The sequence below is a fragment of the Geodermatophilus poikilotrophus genome, assembly GCF_900111455.1.
Taxonomy (GTDB): domain Bacteria; phylum Actinomycetota; class Actinomycetes; order Mycobacteriales; family Geodermatophilaceae; genus Geodermatophilus; species Geodermatophilus poikilotrophus.
In genome coordinates, this window is the sequence record NZ_FOIE01000005.1 from 345138 (window position 1) to 361636 (window position 16499).

At 75.6% G+C, this 16499-nt stretch carries 14 protein-coding genes; 4 read left to right on the forward strand and 10 right to left on the reverse strand.

All coding sequences use genetic code 11. The annotated features are described in order from the left end of the window. Positions 1 to 174: 174 nt before the first annotated feature. Positions 175 to 1920, forward strand: coding sequence for a 2-isopropylmalate synthase (leuA, locus tag BMW27_RS13675; RefSeq protein ID WP_245743553.1), 1746 nt, complete (start codon positions 175 to 177; stop codon positions 1918 to 1920). A gap of 63 nt (positions 1921 to 1983) precedes the next feature. Beyond that, on the forward strand, positions 1984 to 2724 hold the full coding sequence (locus BMW27_RS13680) for a VOC family protein (RefSeq protein WP_091445013.1): 741 nt from the start codon (positions 1984 to 1986) through the stop codon (positions 2722 to 2724). Here the strand turns inward: BMW27_RS13680 and mnhG are convergent. The 8 genes from mnhG to BMW27_RS13720 all read right to left on the reverse strand — a co-directional run bounded on the left by mnhG (position 2712) and on the right by BMW27_RS13720 (position 11951). Next, positions 2712 to 3122 carry a monovalent cation/H(+) antiporter subunit G gene (gene mnhG / locus BMW27_RS13685; RefSeq protein WP_091445014.1) on the reverse strand — a complete coding sequence of 137 codons (411 nt, stop codon included), beginning with the start codon at positions 3120 to 3122 and terminating at the stop codon, positions 2712 to 2714. The genes BMW27_RS13680 and mnhG overlap by 13 nt on opposite strands. Beyond that, on the reverse strand, positions 3119 to 3448 hold the full coding sequence (locus tag BMW27_RS13690; protein WP_091445016.1) for a monovalent cation/H+ antiporter complex subunit F: 330 nt from the start codon (positions 3446 to 3448) through the stop codon (positions 3119 to 3121). Before BMW27_RS13690 ends, mnhG begins: the two co-directional genes overlap by 4 nt. After that, on the reverse strand, positions 3445 to 4011 hold the full coding sequence (locus BMW27_RS13695) for a Na+/H+ antiporter subunit E (protein WP_091445018.1): 567 nt from the start codon (positions 4009 to 4011) through the stop codon (positions 3445 to 3447). Before BMW27_RS13695 ends, BMW27_RS13690 begins: the two co-directional genes overlap by 4 nt. Then, the gene (locus BMW27_RS13700) at positions 4008 to 5705 is read right to left on the reverse strand and encodes a Na+/H+ antiporter subunit D (protein ID WP_217638151.1); all 1698 of its coding nucleotides are present in this window, start codon (positions 5703 to 5705) and stop codon (positions 4008 to 4010) included. The genes BMW27_RS13695 and BMW27_RS13700 overlap by 4 nt, the downstream gene beginning before the upstream one ends. After that, positions 5702 to 6193 (reverse strand): Na(+)/H(+) antiporter subunit C, encoded by a 492-nt coding sequence (locus tag BMW27_RS13705; RefSeq protein ID WP_091445019.1) that lies wholly within the window; start codon positions 6191 to 6193, stop codon positions 5702 to 5704. Before BMW27_RS13705 ends, BMW27_RS13700 begins: the two co-directional genes overlap by 4 nt. After that, a complete protein-coding gene (locus BMW27_RS13710; RefSeq protein WP_091445021.1) occupies positions 6190 to 9066 on the reverse strand; it encodes a Na+/H+ antiporter subunit A in 2877 nt (958 codons plus the stop codon). Before BMW27_RS13710 ends, BMW27_RS13705 begins: the two co-directional genes overlap by 4 nt. Positions 9067 to 9255: 189 nt before the next feature. Continuing rightward, a complete protein-coding gene (locus BMW27_RS13715) occupies positions 9256 to 11085 on the reverse strand; it encodes an ABC-F family ATP-binding cassette domain-containing protein (protein ID WP_091445023.1) in 1830 nt (609 codons plus the stop codon). After that, entirely contained in the window at positions 11082 to 11951 is an 870-nt protein-coding gene (locus BMW27_RS13720) for an alpha/beta fold hydrolase (RefSeq protein ID WP_091445025.1), read from the reverse strand. The genes BMW27_RS13715 and BMW27_RS13720 overlap by 4 nt, the downstream gene beginning before the upstream one ends. A gap of 157 nt (positions 11952 to 12108) precedes the next feature. Between BMW27_RS13720 and BMW27_RS13725 the strand changes: the two genes are divergently transcribed. Further along, positions 12109 to 13635, forward strand: coding sequence for a Mur ligase family protein (locus BMW27_RS13725; RefSeq protein WP_091445027.1), 1527 nt, complete (start codon positions 12109 to 12111; stop codon positions 13633 to 13635). 24 nt (positions 13636 to 13659) lie between these two features. On the opposite strand, the gene BMW27_RS13730 is transcribed toward BMW27_RS13725, so the two are convergent. Continuing rightward, positions 13660 to 14424, reverse strand: a complete 765-nt coding sequence (locus BMW27_RS13730; protein ID WP_245743555.1) for a class I SAM-dependent methyltransferase — start codon at positions 14422 to 14424, stop codon at positions 13660 to 13662. Further along, positions 14421 to 15440 (reverse strand): methylenetetrahydrofolate reductase C-terminal domain-containing protein, encoded by a 1020-nt coding sequence (locus BMW27_RS13735; RefSeq protein WP_245743556.1) that lies wholly within the window; start codon positions 15438 to 15440, stop codon positions 14421 to 14423. The genes BMW27_RS13730 and BMW27_RS13735 overlap by 4 nt, the downstream gene beginning before the upstream one ends. 118 nt (positions 15441 to 15558) lie before the next feature. Between BMW27_RS13735 and BMW27_RS13740 the strand changes: the two genes are divergently transcribed. Then, the gene (locus BMW27_RS13740; RefSeq protein ID WP_091445175.1) at positions 15559 to 16470 is read left to right on the forward strand and encodes a DUF5996 family protein; all 912 of its coding nucleotides are present in this window, start codon (positions 15559 to 15561) and stop codon (positions 16468 to 16470) included. The last annotated feature ends 29 nt before the right edge of the window (positions 16471 to 16499 follow it).

Here is a 16499-nt window from a genome sequence, read left to right on the forward strand (position 1 = left end):
CCGCTGCTACCGTGGCCGTGTGCGCGGCAGCCTCCTGCTTACCCGCCGCGGCGAGGCCCTCTCCTAGGTCGGCCCCCTCGCCGCGGGGACCCGCCGTGACCGAGAGCGTCCCCGGCGCCTGCTGACCGCCCCACCGGAGCTGCGACCAGCCCGCGCCCAGAGGAGCGAGAACCCGTGAGCAGGAACCCGAGCGAGAACCACCCGCACGTCCGCCACCCCCAGCAGCCGTCGCGCATGCCGATCTCCCGCTACGCCCCCTTCACCCCGATCGTGCTGCCCGACCGCACGTGGCCGGAGACGGTGACCACCCAGGCCCCGCGCTGGTGCGCCGTCGACCTGCGCGACGGCAACCAGGCGCTGATCGACCCGATGACACCCGACCGCAAGCGGCGGATGTTCGAGCTGCTGGTCCGCATGGGCTACAAGGAGATCGAGGTCGGCTTCCCCGCGGCCAGCCAGACCGACTTCGACTTCGTCCGCCAGCTCATCGAGGACGACCTGGTACCCGACGACGTCACCGTCCAGGTGCTCACCCAGGCCCGCGACGAGCTGATCGAGCGCACCTTCGAGTCCCTGCGCGGCGCGAAGCAGGCCATCGTCCACCTGTACAACTCCACCTCCACCCTGCAGCGGCGGGTCGTGTTCGGCTCCGACCGGGCCGGGATCGTCGACATCGCCGTCCACGGCGCGCAGGTGGTGCGCAAGCTGGCCGAGCAGATGGGCGACACCGACGTCCGGTTCGAGTACTCCCCCGAGTCCTTCACCGGCACCGAGCTCGACTTCGCCGTCGAGGTGTGCAACGCGGTCACCGACGTGTGGGAGCCCACTCCCGACCGGCCGACGATCATCAACCTGCCGGCGACGGTCGAGATGGCCGAGCCGACGGTCTACGCCGACCAGATCGAGTGGATGCACCGCAACCTGGGCCGCCGGGACGCCGTCGTCCTGTCGCTGCACCCGCACAACGACCGCGGCACCGCCGTCGCCGCCGCCGAGCTGGGCTACCGCGCCGGTGCCGACCGCATCGAGGGCTGCCTGTTCGGCAACGGCGAGCGCACTGGCAACGTCGACCTGGTCACCCTGGGTCTGAACCTGTTCAGCCAGGGCATCGACCCGCAGATCGACTTCTCCGACATCGACGAGATCCGCCGCACCGTCGAGTACTGCAACCAGCTGGGCGTGCACGAGCGGCACCCCTACGGCGGCGACCTGGTCTACACCGCCTTCTCCGGCTCCCACCAGGACGCGATCAACAAGGGCCTCAAGGCGCTCGAGCTCGACGCCGAGGCCGCCGGCAAGCCGGTCGCCGAGATGCCGTGGGCGGTGCCGTACCTGCCCATCGACCCCAAGGACGTCGGCCGCACCTACGAGGCCGTCATCCGGGTGAACAGCCAGTCCGGCAAGGGCGGCGTCGCCTACATCATGAAGACCGAGAACCAGCTGGACCTGCCGCGCCGGCTGCAGATCGAGTTCAGCGCGGTGGTCCAGCGGCACACCGACGACGAGGGCGGCGAGGTGACCGCCCAGCAGATGTGGGCGGCGTTCTCCAGCGAGTACCTGCCCGACCCCGGCGCCCCGTGGGGCCGCTTCTCCCTCACCGGGCACCGGCACCGGACCCACGGCGACCAGCTCGACGAGATGGTGGTCGAGCTGGTCGACGCCGGCGTGCCGATGACCGTGGAGGGCCGCGGCAACGGGCCGATCGCCGCGTTCGTCGACGCGCTGCGGTCGGTGGACGTCGACGTCCGGGTCCTCGACTACGCCGAGCACGCCATGTCCGCGGGCGGGGACGCGCGCGCCGCGGCCTACGTCGAGTGCGCCGTCGGCGACCGGGTGCTCTGGGGCGTGGGCATCGACCCGAACATCGTCACCGCATCACTGCGCGCGGTCGTCTCGGCGGTGAACCGAGCCCAGCGCTGAGGACCGGCGGGCGGGGCGCCCGACGACGCCCCGCCCCGCGTCCGGTCGCGGCACCATCGGGGGATGGCCCAGCTGACGCCCTACCTCACCGTGCGCGACGCCCGGGCGGCGACGGCGTGGTACGCCGACGCCCTGGGTGCCCGCGTGGTGGGTGAGCTCTACGTCATGGACGACGACCGCATCGGGCACGCCGAGCTCGACGTCGGTGGGGCGACGCTCTACCTCGCCGACGAGTACCCCGAGCTGGGTCTGGCCGCGCCGGACGCCGGCCGGGTCGCCGTCACGCTGCACCTGGCGGTGCCCGACGTCGAGGCGGCCGTCGACCGGGCCGCCGCAGCCGGGGCGGCCGTGGAGCGGCCGCCCTCCGACGGCCCCGGCGGGCGCACCGGCGTCGTCGTCGACCCCTTCGGGCACCGCTGGATGCTGCAGACGCCGAGCCGTGGACCGGCTGCTGCGCGACCGCCGGTCCGGCCCGGCGACACGGTGCACCTGACGCTCCGGGTGCCCGACGGCGCCCGCGCCCGTGACTTCTACGAGGCGGTGCTCGGCTGGTCGCTGAGCCCCGGCCGGGTCGACGACGGCTGGGAGGCGCCGGGCCAGACGCCGACGGTCGGCCTGCACGGCGGGCAGACCTCCGACCCGGGCGCCGTCCCGGTGTACGCGGTCGACGACATCGAGGTCGCGGTCGCCGCGGTGCAGACCGCCGGCGGTCGGGCCGGTGCGGTCGAGGCCCAGGACTCCGGGCCGTCGGCGTACTGCCGCGACGACCAGGGGCTGCCGTTCCGGCTGGCTCAGCTCGGCTGAGGGAGGACCCCGTCCTCCTCGGGCGGGGCGTCGCCGGGCTCGTCACCCCGGTACCGCGGGTCCTGGTGGCCGGCCGGGCCGAACTCGTCGATCAGCAGCAGGTCGCGGCGGACGTGCCGGCGGCGGTAGGCGACCCGGCTGATCAGGTGCGCGCTCACCGGCGCGGTCAGCAGCTGGAAGGCGGCCACGAGCAGCAGCATCCACGCGTTGGCCCAGCCGTCGAGCCGGATCGCGGCGCCGACCATCACCAGCAGGACGCCGAGCACCTGGGGCTTGGTGCCGGCGTGCATCCGGGACAGCACGTCGGGGAAGCGCACCAACCCCAGGCCGGCGGTGAGGCACAGGGCGGCACCGGTCAGCAGGCAGGCGAACGCGACGACGTCGGCCAGCGCCGTCACGACTGCTCCTCCCGGACCTCGGCCGCCAGCGGCAGGCCGAGGTCGCGGCCGTCCCCCGTGCGGGAGCGCAGCAGCATCCCGCCGATGTAGCGGGCGACCGAGACCGAGCCGACGAAGGCCAGCAGCGAGACCACGACCAGCACCGGCACGACCGTCGGGGAGCGCTCCAGCGCGGCGTAGACCGCCAGGCCGGCGGAGATGATGACCAGCAGGGTGTCGGTGGCGACGACCCGGTCGAGCAGCGAGGGGCCCAGGGCCAGCCGCACGAGCGCCAGCAGCGCTCCCCCACCGATCAGCGCGTACAGCGCGAAGCCCACGACCGTCACGGCGTCGACACCGCCTTCCCCTGGTGCCCGTCGAGGACGGCGAGGTCCGCCGGTGAACCGAACGCCCGGACCAGGCGCTCCTCGACCACCAGCACGTTCGCCTTCTTCCGCGCCACGCCCTCGAGGTCGCGCACGGGCAGCAGGTGCAGGGTCATCACCCGGTGCTCCCGGTCCAGGTCGAGGACCAGGGACCCGGGGACGAGCGAGGTCGCCTCGGCCACCATGGTCAGCAGCAGGTCGGAGTCGGCGCGCAGCTGCACCTGCACGATCGCCGTCCGCCCGACACCGCCCGGTCGCAGGGCCTGCCAGGCGACCTCGGCCCCGGACGCGAACAGGTCCACGACGAAGTGGCCGAGGAAGACCAGCAGCGGCAGCGGCCGCACCCGGGCGCCGCCGACCACGTGCGGCAGCGGCAGCAGCGTCAGCACGGTCAGCGCGACGACCGAGCCGGAGAGCAGGTTCGCCCAGGACCAGGTGCCCCAGAGCAGCATCCACACCACCACCAGCCAGACGGCCAGCGGGACCTGGTGGCGCAGCCGGGTCGCGGCGGGCTCGACCGTCACGGCACCTCCTCAGTCCCGAACACCGAGGTGGTGTAGGGCGTGCGGTCGACCAGGTCGGTCGCGGCCCGGTCGGCCAGGCCGTAGAGCGGTCCGGCCAGCCCGGTGAGGGCCACGGTGAGCGCGACCAGGGCCGTGGTGGCACCCACCATCGTCGCCGGCAGCGGACGCAGCGCCCGGACCGCTCCGGCCGCGGGTGGGAGGTCGGGCTCGGCCGCCGTCGCCACCGCCGTGTGCCGGCGCCAGGCATCCTGCAGCGCGGTGCGCGACCCGCCGTCCGCGGCCTCGCCGTCCGACGCCGCGCCGTCGTGCTCCGGCCGGCGCCGCAGCGTGGCGTCGGCGGCCGCGGCCGCGGCGGTGTCCTCGGCCGGCGACTGGTTCGGGGACCGCCAGAAGGCGCGGGTCCAGACGCGGGCGACCGCGAGCAGCGTCAGCAGGCTGGTGACCACCCCGCCGGCGACGAGCGTGAACGCCACGGCGCTGCCCTCGGCCACCCCGGCCTGCAGCAGGCCGACCTTGCCGATGAAGCCCGACAGCGGGGGTATCCCGGCCAGGTTCATCGCCGGGACGAAGAACAGCACCGCCAGCAGCGGCGAGCGCCGGGCCAGCCCGCCGAGCCGGTCCACCGACGTCGTCCCGCCCTGGCGCTCGACCAGCCCCGCGACCAGGAACAGCGTCGTCTGGATGGCGATGTGGTGGGCCACGTAGAAGACGGCACCGGCCAGCCCCGCCGCCGTCCCCAGGGCGATGCCGAACACCATGTAGCCGATGTGGCTGACCAGGGTGAAGGAGAGCATCCGGCGCAGGTCCCGCTGCGCGACCGCGCCGAGGATGCCCACCAGCATGGTGGCCAGCGCCGCCCACATCAGCAGGTCGTCGAGCGCACCGCCGGGGAACAGCAGCGTCTGGGTGCGGATGATCGCGTACACGCCGACCTTGGTGAGCAGCCCGGCGAAGACGGCGGTGACCGGTGCGGGAGCGGTCGGGTAGCTGTCGGGCAACCACGCCGAGAGCGGGAACACCGCGGCCTTGATGCCGAAGGCGATGAGCAGCATCGACTGCAGCAGCACCTGGGTGCCCTCGGGCAGCTCGCCCAGCCGCACCGCCAGTTGCGCCATGTTCACCGTGCCGGTCGCGGCGTAGACCAGCCCGATCGCGGCGAGGAACACCAGCGAGCTGGTCAGGCTGACCACGATGTACGTGATGCCGCCGCGGATGCGCGCCGCCGTCCCGCCCAGGGTGAGCAGCACGTAGGAGGCCATCAGCAGGATCTCGAAGCCGACGTAGAGGTTGAACAGGTCACCGGCCAGGAAGGCGTTGCCCACGCCCGCGACCAGCACCAGGAACGTCGGGTGGAAGATCGACAGCGGGGTCTCCTCCGACCCGTCGGCCGCCCCCTGCCCGACGGCGAAGACCAGGACGCCGAGCGCCACGGTCGAGGCCACCACCAGCATCAGCGCCGACAGCCGGTCGACGACCAGCACGATGCCCAGCGGGACCGCCCAGCCGCCGACGGAGACCGAGGTCGCCCCCTCGGCGTCGGCGACGAACAGCAGCACCACCGAGACGGCGAGCACCGCCGTGAGCACGGTCGTGCTGAGGGCGCGCTGGAAGGCCGGGTGCCCGGAGACCAGCAGCGCCCCGGCGGCCCCGAGCAGCGGGAGCAGCACCGGCAGCGGGGCGAGGACCTCGATCACCGGGTGCCGCTCCCCGCCGGCAGGTCGACGTCGTCGGCGAGCTCCTCGAGGACCCCGGCCCGGGAGTCGGCGTGCATGGCGGCGCGGTCCTCCGGGGCCAGGTCGTCCGGGTCGAGCTCGTCTGCGTCGGTGGCCTTCCGGGCGGCGACCCGGCGGTCCTCCTCGTCGGTGCCGACGGCCTCGTTGCGGGCGAGCCGCCACGAGCGGTGGATGATCGCCAGCACGAACGCCGAGACGCCGAAGGTGATCACGATGGCGGTCAGGATGAGCGCCTGCGGCAGCGGGTCGTTGAACTGCTCCGGGTCGGAGTAGCCGAGGATCGGCGCCAGCCCCGCCGGGCCACCAGTCGAGAGCAGCAGCAGGTTGGTGGCGTTGCCCAGCAGCACGAAGCCCAGCAGCACGCGGGTGAGGCTGCGGTCGAGCAGCAGGTACACCCCCGCTGCGTAGAGCCCGCCGATCATCACCGGCAGCACGACCGTGGGGGTCATCGCAGCACCACCTCTCCCGGGGCGAGCTCGATCTCGTCCTCCTGGTCCTCCTGGCGGTCGAGCTCGGCGCCCAGGCTGCGCAGCACGTCGAGGACCAGCCCGACGACGATCAGGTAGACGCCGATGTCGAAGAAGAGCGAGGTCACGAGCTTGACGTCGCCGAGCACCGGCAGCGTGGTCTGCAGGATCGCTGTCTGCAGCACCCCGGCCCCCAGCAGCAGGCCGGCGACGCCGGTGCCGCCCGCGAAGAGCAGCCCGCCGCCGAGCAGCAGGCCCGGCGCGACCGGCGCGGCCTCGCCCAGCTCGTAGCGCCCACCGGCCAGGTAGCGCAGCACCAGCGCCAGGCCGGCGACCAGGCCGCCGGCGAACCCGCCACCGGGCTCGTTGTGCCCGGAGAACAGCAGGTACAGCGAGAACACCATGATCGTGTGGAAGAGCAGCCGGGTGACGACCTCGAGCACGACCGAGCGCCGGGCCGGGTCGAGCGTCGCGGTGGCCGCCAGCCAGCGGTCCCGCGGGGCCCGCCGGCCGCGCTCGCGCCGCTGCGCCAGGTCCGCCCGGGTCACCCGGTCGACGCCGCCGGTGCGTCCCCGGAGGAAGACGAGGCTGGCCACGCCGGTGGCGGCGACGACCAGCAGCGAGATCTCGCCGAGGGTGTCCCAGGCGCGGATGTCCACCAGGGTCACGTTGACGACGTTCTTGCCGCCGCCGAAGTCGTAGGCCGGTCCCGGCCAGCCTGCCGACACCGGCGTCGCGGTGCGGGCGGACAGCGCCACCGCGCCCACGGCCGCCATGAACGCGCCCACCGCGACGGCGATGACCCCGCGGACGGCGCGCTCGCGCGGCCGGTGCCGCTCGGAGATGTCCTTGGGCAGCTTGCGCAGCACCAGCACGAAGACCACGAGGGTGAGCGTCTCGACGAGGAACTGGGTGAGCGCGAGGTCGGGGGCGCCCTGCAGCGCGAAGACGACGGCGATGCCGTAGCCGGTGACCCCGACGACCAGCACCGCGGAGAGCCGCTGGCGGATCCGCAGGGTGAGCGCGGCGGCGGTCACGACGACGACCCCGACCACCGCCTGCACCGGGGTGTCCCAGGCCCGCCACTCGCCCGGCCACGGGGCGCGGGTGAGCAGCAGCGTGCCGGGCAGCGCCAGCACGGCGACCAGGATCGTGCCGAGGTAGGCCGGCAGGGACCCGCGCTGGGTGGTGCCGGTGACCAGCACCGAGAGCCGGTCGATCCCCTGGACCACGTTCCAGTAGCCCTCGTCGGCCGAGGCGCCGATGGCCACCCGCCGCTGCAGGCGCTGGACCGGCCCGCGGACGGCGAACAGCGCGGCACCGCCGCCGACGGTCAGCGCCGACAGCGCCAGCGCCGGCTGCCAGCCGTGCCACAGCGCCAGGTGCTCGGCCTCGGGGGCCAGCAGCGGCAGCGTCTCGGCGTAGGCGACGACCAGCGGGTCCAGCAGCGGGCTGGCCGGCCCGAGGACCAGCCCGGTCAGCGCCAGGACGGCCGGGGCGGCGAGGAACAGCGGCTCCGGCGGGTGCTCGAGCTCGCTGTCCTCGACGCCGGGCTTGCGGGCGAAGGCGCCCCACACGAAGCGCGCGGTGTAGGCCGCGGTGAGCACCGAGCCCGCGACCACGCCGGTGAGGACGACGAGCGCGACGCTGCGGTCCGGCACCCCGCCGTCCAGCAGGGCGGTGAACGCCGCCTCCTTGCCGACGAACCCCAGCAGCGGCGGCAACCCGGCCATGGACGCCGCGGCGGCGGCGCCGATGGCCGCGAGCAGCGGCAGCCGCCGGCCGAGGCCGGACAGCCGGCGCAGGTCACGGGTGCCGGTCGCGTGGTCGACGACGCCGACGGTGAGGAAGAGGGTGGACTTGAACAGCGCGTGCGCCAGCGTCATGGCCAGGCCGGCCGCGGCCAGCTCCGAGCTGCCCGCGCCCACGAGCGTCACGAGGAAGCCCAGCTGGCTGACCGTGCCGAAGGCCAGCAGCAGCTTGAGGTCCTTCTGGCGCAGTGCGCGGTAGCCGCCGACCAGCATGGTCGCCACGCCCAGGCCCAGCACGACCGGCCGCCATCCGGGGACGTCGGCGAAGCCCGGTGCCAGCCGGGCGACCAGGTAGACGCCGGCCTTCACCATCGCCGCGGCGTGCAGGTAGGCGCTGACCGGCGTCGGCGCCTCCATGGCCGCGGGCAGCCAGAAGTGGAACGGCACGAGGGCGGACTTGGTGACCGCGCCGGCGAGCACCAGGGCCACGCCGACCGTCACGCCGGTGCCGCTGCCGGGCTCGGCGACCACCTCGGAGAGCAGGAAGGAGCCGCTGGCCCGGCCGATGAGGATGAGCCCGACCAGCATCGCCAGGCCGCCGGCGGTGGTCAGGATGAGCGCCTGCGATGCCGCCCGGCGCGCGGCCAGCCGCCGTCCCGAGCCCCCGATCAGGAGGAAGGAGAAGACGGTGGTGAGCTCCCAGAAGACGTAGAGCAGGAGCATGTCGTCGGCGAGGACGAGGCCGAGCATGGAGCCCGCGAAGGCGGTGAGGGAGCCGGCGAAGCGGCCGGTGCCCTCCTCGCCCGGGGAGAAGTAGCGGGCGCAGTAGACCAGCACCAGCGCGCCGACGCCGGTGACCAGCGCGGCGAAGGTGAGGGCGAGGGCGTCGAGCCGCAGGGCGACGTCGAGCTGGAGGGCGGGGATCCACGGCACCGTCTCGCGCGGCTCCTGGCCGGCGAGGACCGGGCCGAGCCGGGACAGCACCCAGGCGAAGGCCGCGGCGGGCACCAACGCGAGGGCGAGGAACGCCTGCCGCCCCCACCACCGCACCAGCACGGGCGCCAGCACGCCGGCGATCAGGTGGAGGAGCAGCAGTACGAGCACGTGTCTCCGGGAGTCGTTGGGCGGCTCGGGGACACCAGGAACGTCGGTCGACGACGGCCGGCGGTGACCCCACTCTACCGGGCGCGCCGACGGAGCCGCTCCGGAGGCGGGCGGGCCTGGCTGGCCCGGCCTCCCCCTACCCGCAGGAGCGGGACCCCACCCGCGGGCAGGGGGCACCTGCCGTCCCTCTCAGCCCTCGGCGACCTCTGCGGCGGCCAGCCAGTCGGTCTCCACCTGGTCCTTCTCGGCGAGCACCGCACGCAGCCGCTCGTCGAGCTGCAGCACCCGCGCGTGGTCGGTGGCGGCGGCGGCGAGCTCGCCGTGCAGCTCCTCCTCCGCGGCGGTCAGCTTCTCCAGCCGGCGCTCCAGCCGCGCGGCCTCCTTGCGGGCGGCGCGCACCTCCCCGGCCGACCGGGCCGGGGCGTCGTCCGCCGGCGCGACGGCCGCCGGACGGGTCGTCCCGGCCGCCGAGGGCAGCTCCGCCTCCCCGGCCGCGCGGCGGGCCAGGTACTCCTCGACCCCGCCGGGCAGGGCGGCCAGCGAGCCGTCGCCCATGAGCGCGACCACCGAGTCGCAGACCCGGTCGACGAAGTACCGGTCGTGACTGACCACCAGCACGGTGCCGGGGAAGCCGTCGAGCAGGTCCTCCAGCGCGGTCAGCGTGTCGATGTCGAGGTCGTTGGTCGGCTCGTCGAGCAGCAGCACGTTGGGCTCGCTCATGAGCAGCCGCAGCAGCTGCAGCCGCCGCCGCTCGCCGCCGGAGAGGTCGCCGACCGGCGTCCACTGGCGGGACGCCGGGAAGCCGAACCGCTCGGCCAGCGACGACGCGGAGATCTCCTGGTTGCCGATCCGGGCGATGCGGGCGATCTCCTGCACCGCCTCCAGCACCCGGAGCCGGCCCGGCAGCTCGGTGACGTGCTGCGACAGGTACGCCGGCGCGACGGTCTGCCCACGCACCACCCGGCCGCGGTCGGGCTCGGTCTCGCCGACCAGCAACCGCAGCAGCGACGTCTTCCCGGCCCCGTTGACCCCCACGACGCCGATCCGGTCACCCGGACCGACGTGCCAGGTCAGGTCGTCGAAGAGGGTGCGCGGCGGGGCACCGGTCGCCGGGTCGCCCGGGACGGCGTAGTCGACGTCCTCCACGTCGTAGACGGTCTTGCCGAGGCGGCGGGCGGCGAACCCCTGGAGCGCCATCGTGTCGCGCGGCGGCGGCTCGTCCTCGATCAGCGCCTGGGCCGCCTCGATGCGGAACCGGGGCTTGCTGGTGCGCGCGGGCGGTCCGCGGCGCAGCCAGGCCAGCTCCTTGCGGACCAGGTCGAGCCGTCGTTGTTCCTGTACCGCCGCGATCCGGGCCCGCTCGGCCCGGGCGAGGGTGTAGGCCGCGTAGCCGCCCTCGTAGGCGTGCACCCGTCCCTCGGCCACCTCCCAGGTCTGGCTGCAGACCTCGTCGAGGAACCAGCGGTCGTGGGTGACGACTACCAGCGCGCCGACCCGGTCCTTCACGTAGTCGGCCAGCCAGGCGACGCCCTCGACGTCGAGGTGGTTGGTGGGCTCGTCGAGGACGAGCAGGTCCAGCGGCCGGACCAGCTGCGCGGCCAGCGCGACCCGACGTCGCTCGCCACCGGACATCGGGGCCACCGGGGAGTCCAGGCCCAGCCGGTCGAGTTCCAGGCCGGTCAGCACGCTGCGCACCGCCGGGTCGGCGGCCCACTCGTGCTCGGCGGCGAACAGGCTCCCGGGCAGGACGACGTCGCGCACCGTCGCGCCGGGCGGCAGCGTGCCGGACTGGTCGAGGACGCCGAGCGCGAGGTCGCCGCGGCGGGTCACCCGGCCGGAGTCGGGTTCCTCCCGACCGGTGAGGACGCCGAGCAGCGTGGACTTGCCGCTGCCGTTGCGCCCGACCACGCCGATGCGCTCGCCGGCGGCGATGCCCAGCGAGACGTCGTCGAGCAGGACGGTGGTGCCGTGTGCCTTGTGCACCCGCTCGAGGTTGACCAGGTTGAGGGGTGCGCTCATCGCCCCCCAGTATCCGCGCGGCCGGGCCGGACCGGGGAGGCGACCACCGCGCGCACGAACGTCCCCGGGTCGTCCTGCCATGGGTGGTGGCCGGCGCCGCGCTGGACGACCAGCCGGCCGCCCGGGAACAGGTCGGTGTACTCGGCGGCCCGGGACGGCGGGAGCGCGACGTCGTACTCCCCGGCGACCAGCAGGACCGGCACGCGCAGCTCCGCGAGGGCGGCCCGGACGGCCGCGGGGTCGGGTGTCCCGTCGCCGTAGTACCGGGCTGCCGCGTCGGCGTCGCGCTGGGCGTCCGCGCGGTCGACGGCGGCACGCACGGCGTCGTCCCAGCGGCCGTGCGTGAAGGGCGTGATCGCCGTCCAGTCGGCGTCCGTGGCCCCACCGGACCAGATCCGCTCGAAGGCCGCGTACGCCGCGGCGAACCAGGGCTCACCGCGGCGCCGCTCGGCGACCTCTCGGCGGTCGGCGTCGGTCACCTCGAGGCCGACCACCCGCGGGCTCGGGGTGACCAGCGTGAGGCTCGCGACGCGGTCGGGGTGCCGGGCGGCGTACAGCAGGGCCAGGGCCGCACCGGCGGAGTGCGCGAGGAGGTCGAGCCGCTCCAGCCCGAGGTGTGCACGCAGCGCCTCGACGTCGGCGACCTGCCGGTCGCACCGGCAGGTCGCCGGGTCCGCCGGGACGGCGGAGTGCCCGGTGCCCCGCAGGTCCAGCAGCACCAGCGACCGGTGCGCGTCGACGCCGCCGAGGTCGCCGAGGTACTCCGCCGGCAGCATCGGCCCACCGGGGAGGCAGACCAGCGGGGGGCCCTCGCCCACAGACACGTACGCGAGCCGGGTGCCGTCGGGGCTGCGGAGGGTGGTCATGGCGGGCAGCCTCGCACCCGCGGCCGGTCAGCCGTGGCGGCCGACCCGGTTCCGGCGCGTGCCCCACCCCCTCCGTGAGGTCAGCGGCGCGCCGGGTCGGTGGAGTGCCTACACGGTCGGTCAGCGGGCTCACGGGGACGCACCTACCGTCGGGCCGGTGCGTCTGCCTCGCGTCCCCTGGTCGGAGGTCGAGCGCCGCGCCCGGTCCGTGTCCGGTGGGCCGGTCACCCGAGCCGGCGGCACCGACGACCTGACCGTGCGCAGCCTGGTGACCGACTCGCGGCTGGTCGTCCCCGGCTCGCTGTTCGCCTGCGTCCGCGGGGCCACGAGCGACGGGCACCGGCACGCTCCCGCCGCCGCGGCTCGCGGTGCCGCCGCGCTCCTGGTCGACCGGCCGGTCGACACCGACCTGCCCGTGCTGTGCGTGCCGTCGGTGCGCGCCCAGCTCGGCCCGCTCGGCGCGCTGCTGGCCGGCGACCCGGCCCGGGCGCTGCGGCTGGTCGGGGTGACCGGCAGCAACGGCAAGACGACGACCAGCGCCCTCGTGCGCGGGGTGCTGGACGCGGACGGCGACTGCACCGGCGTCGTCGGCACCCTCGGGGCCGAGGTCGGGAGCCGCTCGCGGAGCACGGCGCTGACCACGCCGGAGGCGCCCGAGCTGCACGAGGTGCTGCGCTGGATGGCCGACGCCGGGGCCCGGCGGGCGGTCGTGGAGGCCTCCTCCATCGCGCTGGACATGGGCCGCATGGACGGGCTCGCCTTCGAGGTCTCGGTCTTCACCGGCTTCGAGGAGGACCACCTCGACCACCACGGCACCGTCGAGCAGTACTGGGCCAGCAAGGCCCGGCTGTTCGAGCCCGGCCGGACCGCCGCGGGCGTCGTCGTCACCGACGACCCGTGGGGACGGCGGCTGGCCGACCAGGCGGCGGTGCCGGTGACCAGGGTCGGGTCCGACAGGGACGCCGACGTACGGGTGCTCGGCTGGCGGACCGGGAGCGGTGGCACCGAGGTGCTGCTGGGCGACGACACCGGCGGGCACCGGGTGCACAGCCCGCTGGTCGGGCGGGTCCACGTGACCAACCTGGCGGCCGCCTGGGCCACCGGTCGGGTGCTCGGCGCGGCGCCGGACCGCATCGCCGCCGGGCTGGCCGCGGTGGCCCCGCCGCGGGGACGCAACACCGTCCTCGGCGGGTCGGGCCGGCCGCTCGTCGTCGTCGACTACGCGCACACGCCGCGCGCGCTGGCCGCCGCGGTCGACACCGCCCGTGACCTCACCGGCCGCAGCGGGCGGGTGCACCTGGTGCTCGGCGCCCGTGGCCGGCGCGACCGGTACAAGCGCCAGGGGCTGGGCGGGTCCGCCCGGGCCGCCGACTGCGTGTGGCTGACCAACGAGGGCAGCCACGGCGAGGACCCGGCGGCGATCCGGGGCGAGCTCCGCGTCGGGCTGTTCGGCTCGCCGGCGCGGGTGCGCGAGGTGCCCGACCGGCGGGCCGCGATCACCGCCGCGGTGGCCGCCGCCGGGCCGGCCGACGTCGTCCTGGTGGTGGGCCGCGGCCACGAGACGCGGCTGCTGGACACCACCGACCCGCGGGACGCGGTCCTCCTGGACGACGCCGAGGTGGCCGCCACGGCGCTGGCGACCCTGCACGCCCGCGAGGAGGACCTGCGCGGACGCGCGTCCTGAGCCCGCTCCCGGGTGGTGGGGCCGTCAGTCGGCGGTCGCGACCCCGAGCCACGGCCGCAGCGCCCCGTCGGCGAGCAGCCGGCCGACCCGGCCGGACTGCTCCTGCGCCTGGCGCCAGCGCGGGTCGTCCCCGTGCCTCCGGGAGACCTCGGCGTCGACTGCGTCGGCGCGCTCGCTCCACTCCGGCGGACTGTCCCCGAGGTCCGCGGTCGCGGTCTCCCCCAGCCGGAGACCCGCCGCGTCGAGCAGCTCCCGCAGCTCCTCCTCGGTCGGGAAGTCGTTGCCCTCCGGCAGGGGCGGGGGCAACGGGCGGTCGGCCACGAAGACCAGCAGGCCGAGCCGGCCGCCGTCCACCAGCACCCGCCTCAGCTCGGTCAGCGCACCGGACTTGTCGGAGGTGGTGCACAGGACGCCGAGGCACCAGGCGGCGTCGAAGGCGGCGTCGGCGAACGGCAGCCGTTGCGCCAGCGCGGTCACCGACGGCAGCCCGAACAGCCGCCGCGCGGCACGCGCCGCCTCGTGCATCGGCTCGGCGCAGACGGCGCGCACGCCGTGCTCGGCCGCCAGCCACCCGGCCGGCCCCCCGACGCCGGCACCGTCGTCGAGCACCCGGCTGCCGGCCGTCAGCCCCAGCCGGTCGGCCAGCCAGCGCAGCGCCCCCTCGCTGCCGCTCCCCCGGCACCCGGCCGGGACGGCGTGCTCGGGGCCCAGTGCCCGCACCGCCTGCTCGGTCCACCCGGCGACGGTGCCGAACTCGGCCTCCATCGCCTCGCTCTCCAGCTCGGTCATGCTGCCTCCCTGATCGCGGCGGCGACCTCGGCCTTGACCCGGGCGCCGTCGTCCTCCCCGCCGCCCGAGGCCAGACCGGACAGGTTGACCCCCACGACCCCGGGGACGCCCAGCAGCGCGCGGGCCTCGGCCACGGCGGCCGCGACACCGGCCGACCGCGGGTCCGGCGCGAGCAGCACCTCCTCGACGGTGGCGTCGTCCACGTGCAGGCCGGGGAAGCGCTGCAGCACCCGCGCCGAGCGCTCGTCGGTGTAGACGGCGACCGCGGCGACGAACGGCAACGTCGCCCCGGCGCTCCGCGCGGCGGCGACGAAGGCCGCCACCTCCGCCGGGGTGCGGACGTGGTTGAGGACGCACAGCTGCGCCCCGGCCCGCTGCTTGTCCGCGACCCGGGCCGGCCGGCGGTCGACCGGCGGGGCCGCGGGCGACTCGGGGACGGCGACCGGCAGCCCCGCCGCCACGGCGAGCGCCGTCAGCCGGGTGCCGTCGAGGTCGAACACCTGGGTGACGCCGGGCCGGACGCCGGGGCCGCGGGCGTCGCCGGTCACGCACAGCACGCCGTCGACGCCCACCGCGGCCAGGCCCGCCAGCTCCTGCTCGAGGACGACGCGGTTGCGGTCGCGGCAGGCCAGCGTCGTCCACGGCCGGCCACCGGCGTCCCGGATCTCGGCGGCGAACAGCGTGGGCGGGAAGTCGGGCCGGTTGGCGTGCTCGCCGACCAGCAGTCCGTCGGAGACCGGGGCCAGCACGCCCACCACCCGGCGCAGGGAGGCCGGGTCGAACGGCGCCACGGTGAGGTCGGTCAGCACGACCGGCCTCGTGCGGGCGCGGTCGAGCAGGCTGCCCGGTCGCGGTGCGGCCGGGGACGCGACAGGCGCGTCCCAGGCGGGAGCGGGGTCGTCGAGGAAGACGCAGCGGTGCTCGGCCACCTCGCAGCGGCCGTCGTCCCGGACACCACCGCACGGGCCGAACACCATCCGCTTGGGGCAGCCCGGCCGCCGGCGGTCGTCGTCCACGGTCGGGGCCTGACCCGTCCGGTCCCCGCCCAAACCGGCGCTCCCGGGCGGCGGCTACCGCCCTGCCGCCGGGATCGTCATGCTGACCGCGACCGGTCCCGCGACGGAGGAGCCGCCCGTGCCCGTCTTCCCGCCCATGCCGCTGGCCGAGTGGGCCGACACCAAGGAGACCCTGCACCGGTTCCTGCAGGTCGTCGGCAAGCTGCGGCTGGCCAACGCCCCGCGGCGCAACCACTGGTGGCACATCCCCTTCCACCTCACCGGCCGGGGCCTCACCACCCGGCCGATGGGCTTCGACCCGGTCTTCGCGGTCGACCTCGACCTGGTCGACCACCGGCTGGAGGTGGCCGTCGCCGACGGACGCCGGGCGTCGTTCCCGCTGCCCGGGCTGAGCGTGGCGGCGTTCTACCGGCAGCTGCTCGACACCCTCGCGACGCTCGGCCTGCCCGCCACCGTGGACATCCCGGTCCCCTTCGACCTGGCCGACCGCACGCCGTTCGCCGAGGACGAGCACCACGCGTCCTACGACCGGGCCATGGTGACCCGCTACTGGGTGGTGCTGGGGCAGGTGGCGCAGGTGCTCGAGGAGTTCGCCGGCCGCAGCTACGCCAAGACCAGCCCGGTGCACCACTTCTGGCACACCTTCGACCTCGCCGTCACCCGGTTCTCCGACCGCCGGGTGGAGCAGCCGGACACCGTCGACCCGGTCACCCGCGAGGCCTACTCGCACGAGGTCGTCAGCGCCGGCTTCTGGTTCGGCGACGACCAGGTGCCCGAGCCCGCCTTCTACTCCTACACCGCCCCCGAGCCGGCGGGCCTGGTCGAGGAGTCGCTGCGGCCGGCCGGTGCGCGGTGGATCGACAGCCGCGGCGCGCACCTGGCGCTGCTGCCCTACGAGGACGTGCGCGCCGCGCCCGACCCGCGCGCCGTCGTCCTGGACTTCCTGGAGAGCGCCTACGTGGCCGGCGCCCGGCGCGCCGGCTGGGACCTCGCGGCGCTGCGCTGCCCGACCGCCCCGGAGCCCCGATGACCCCGATCCCACCGACCCACCGGAGGCCC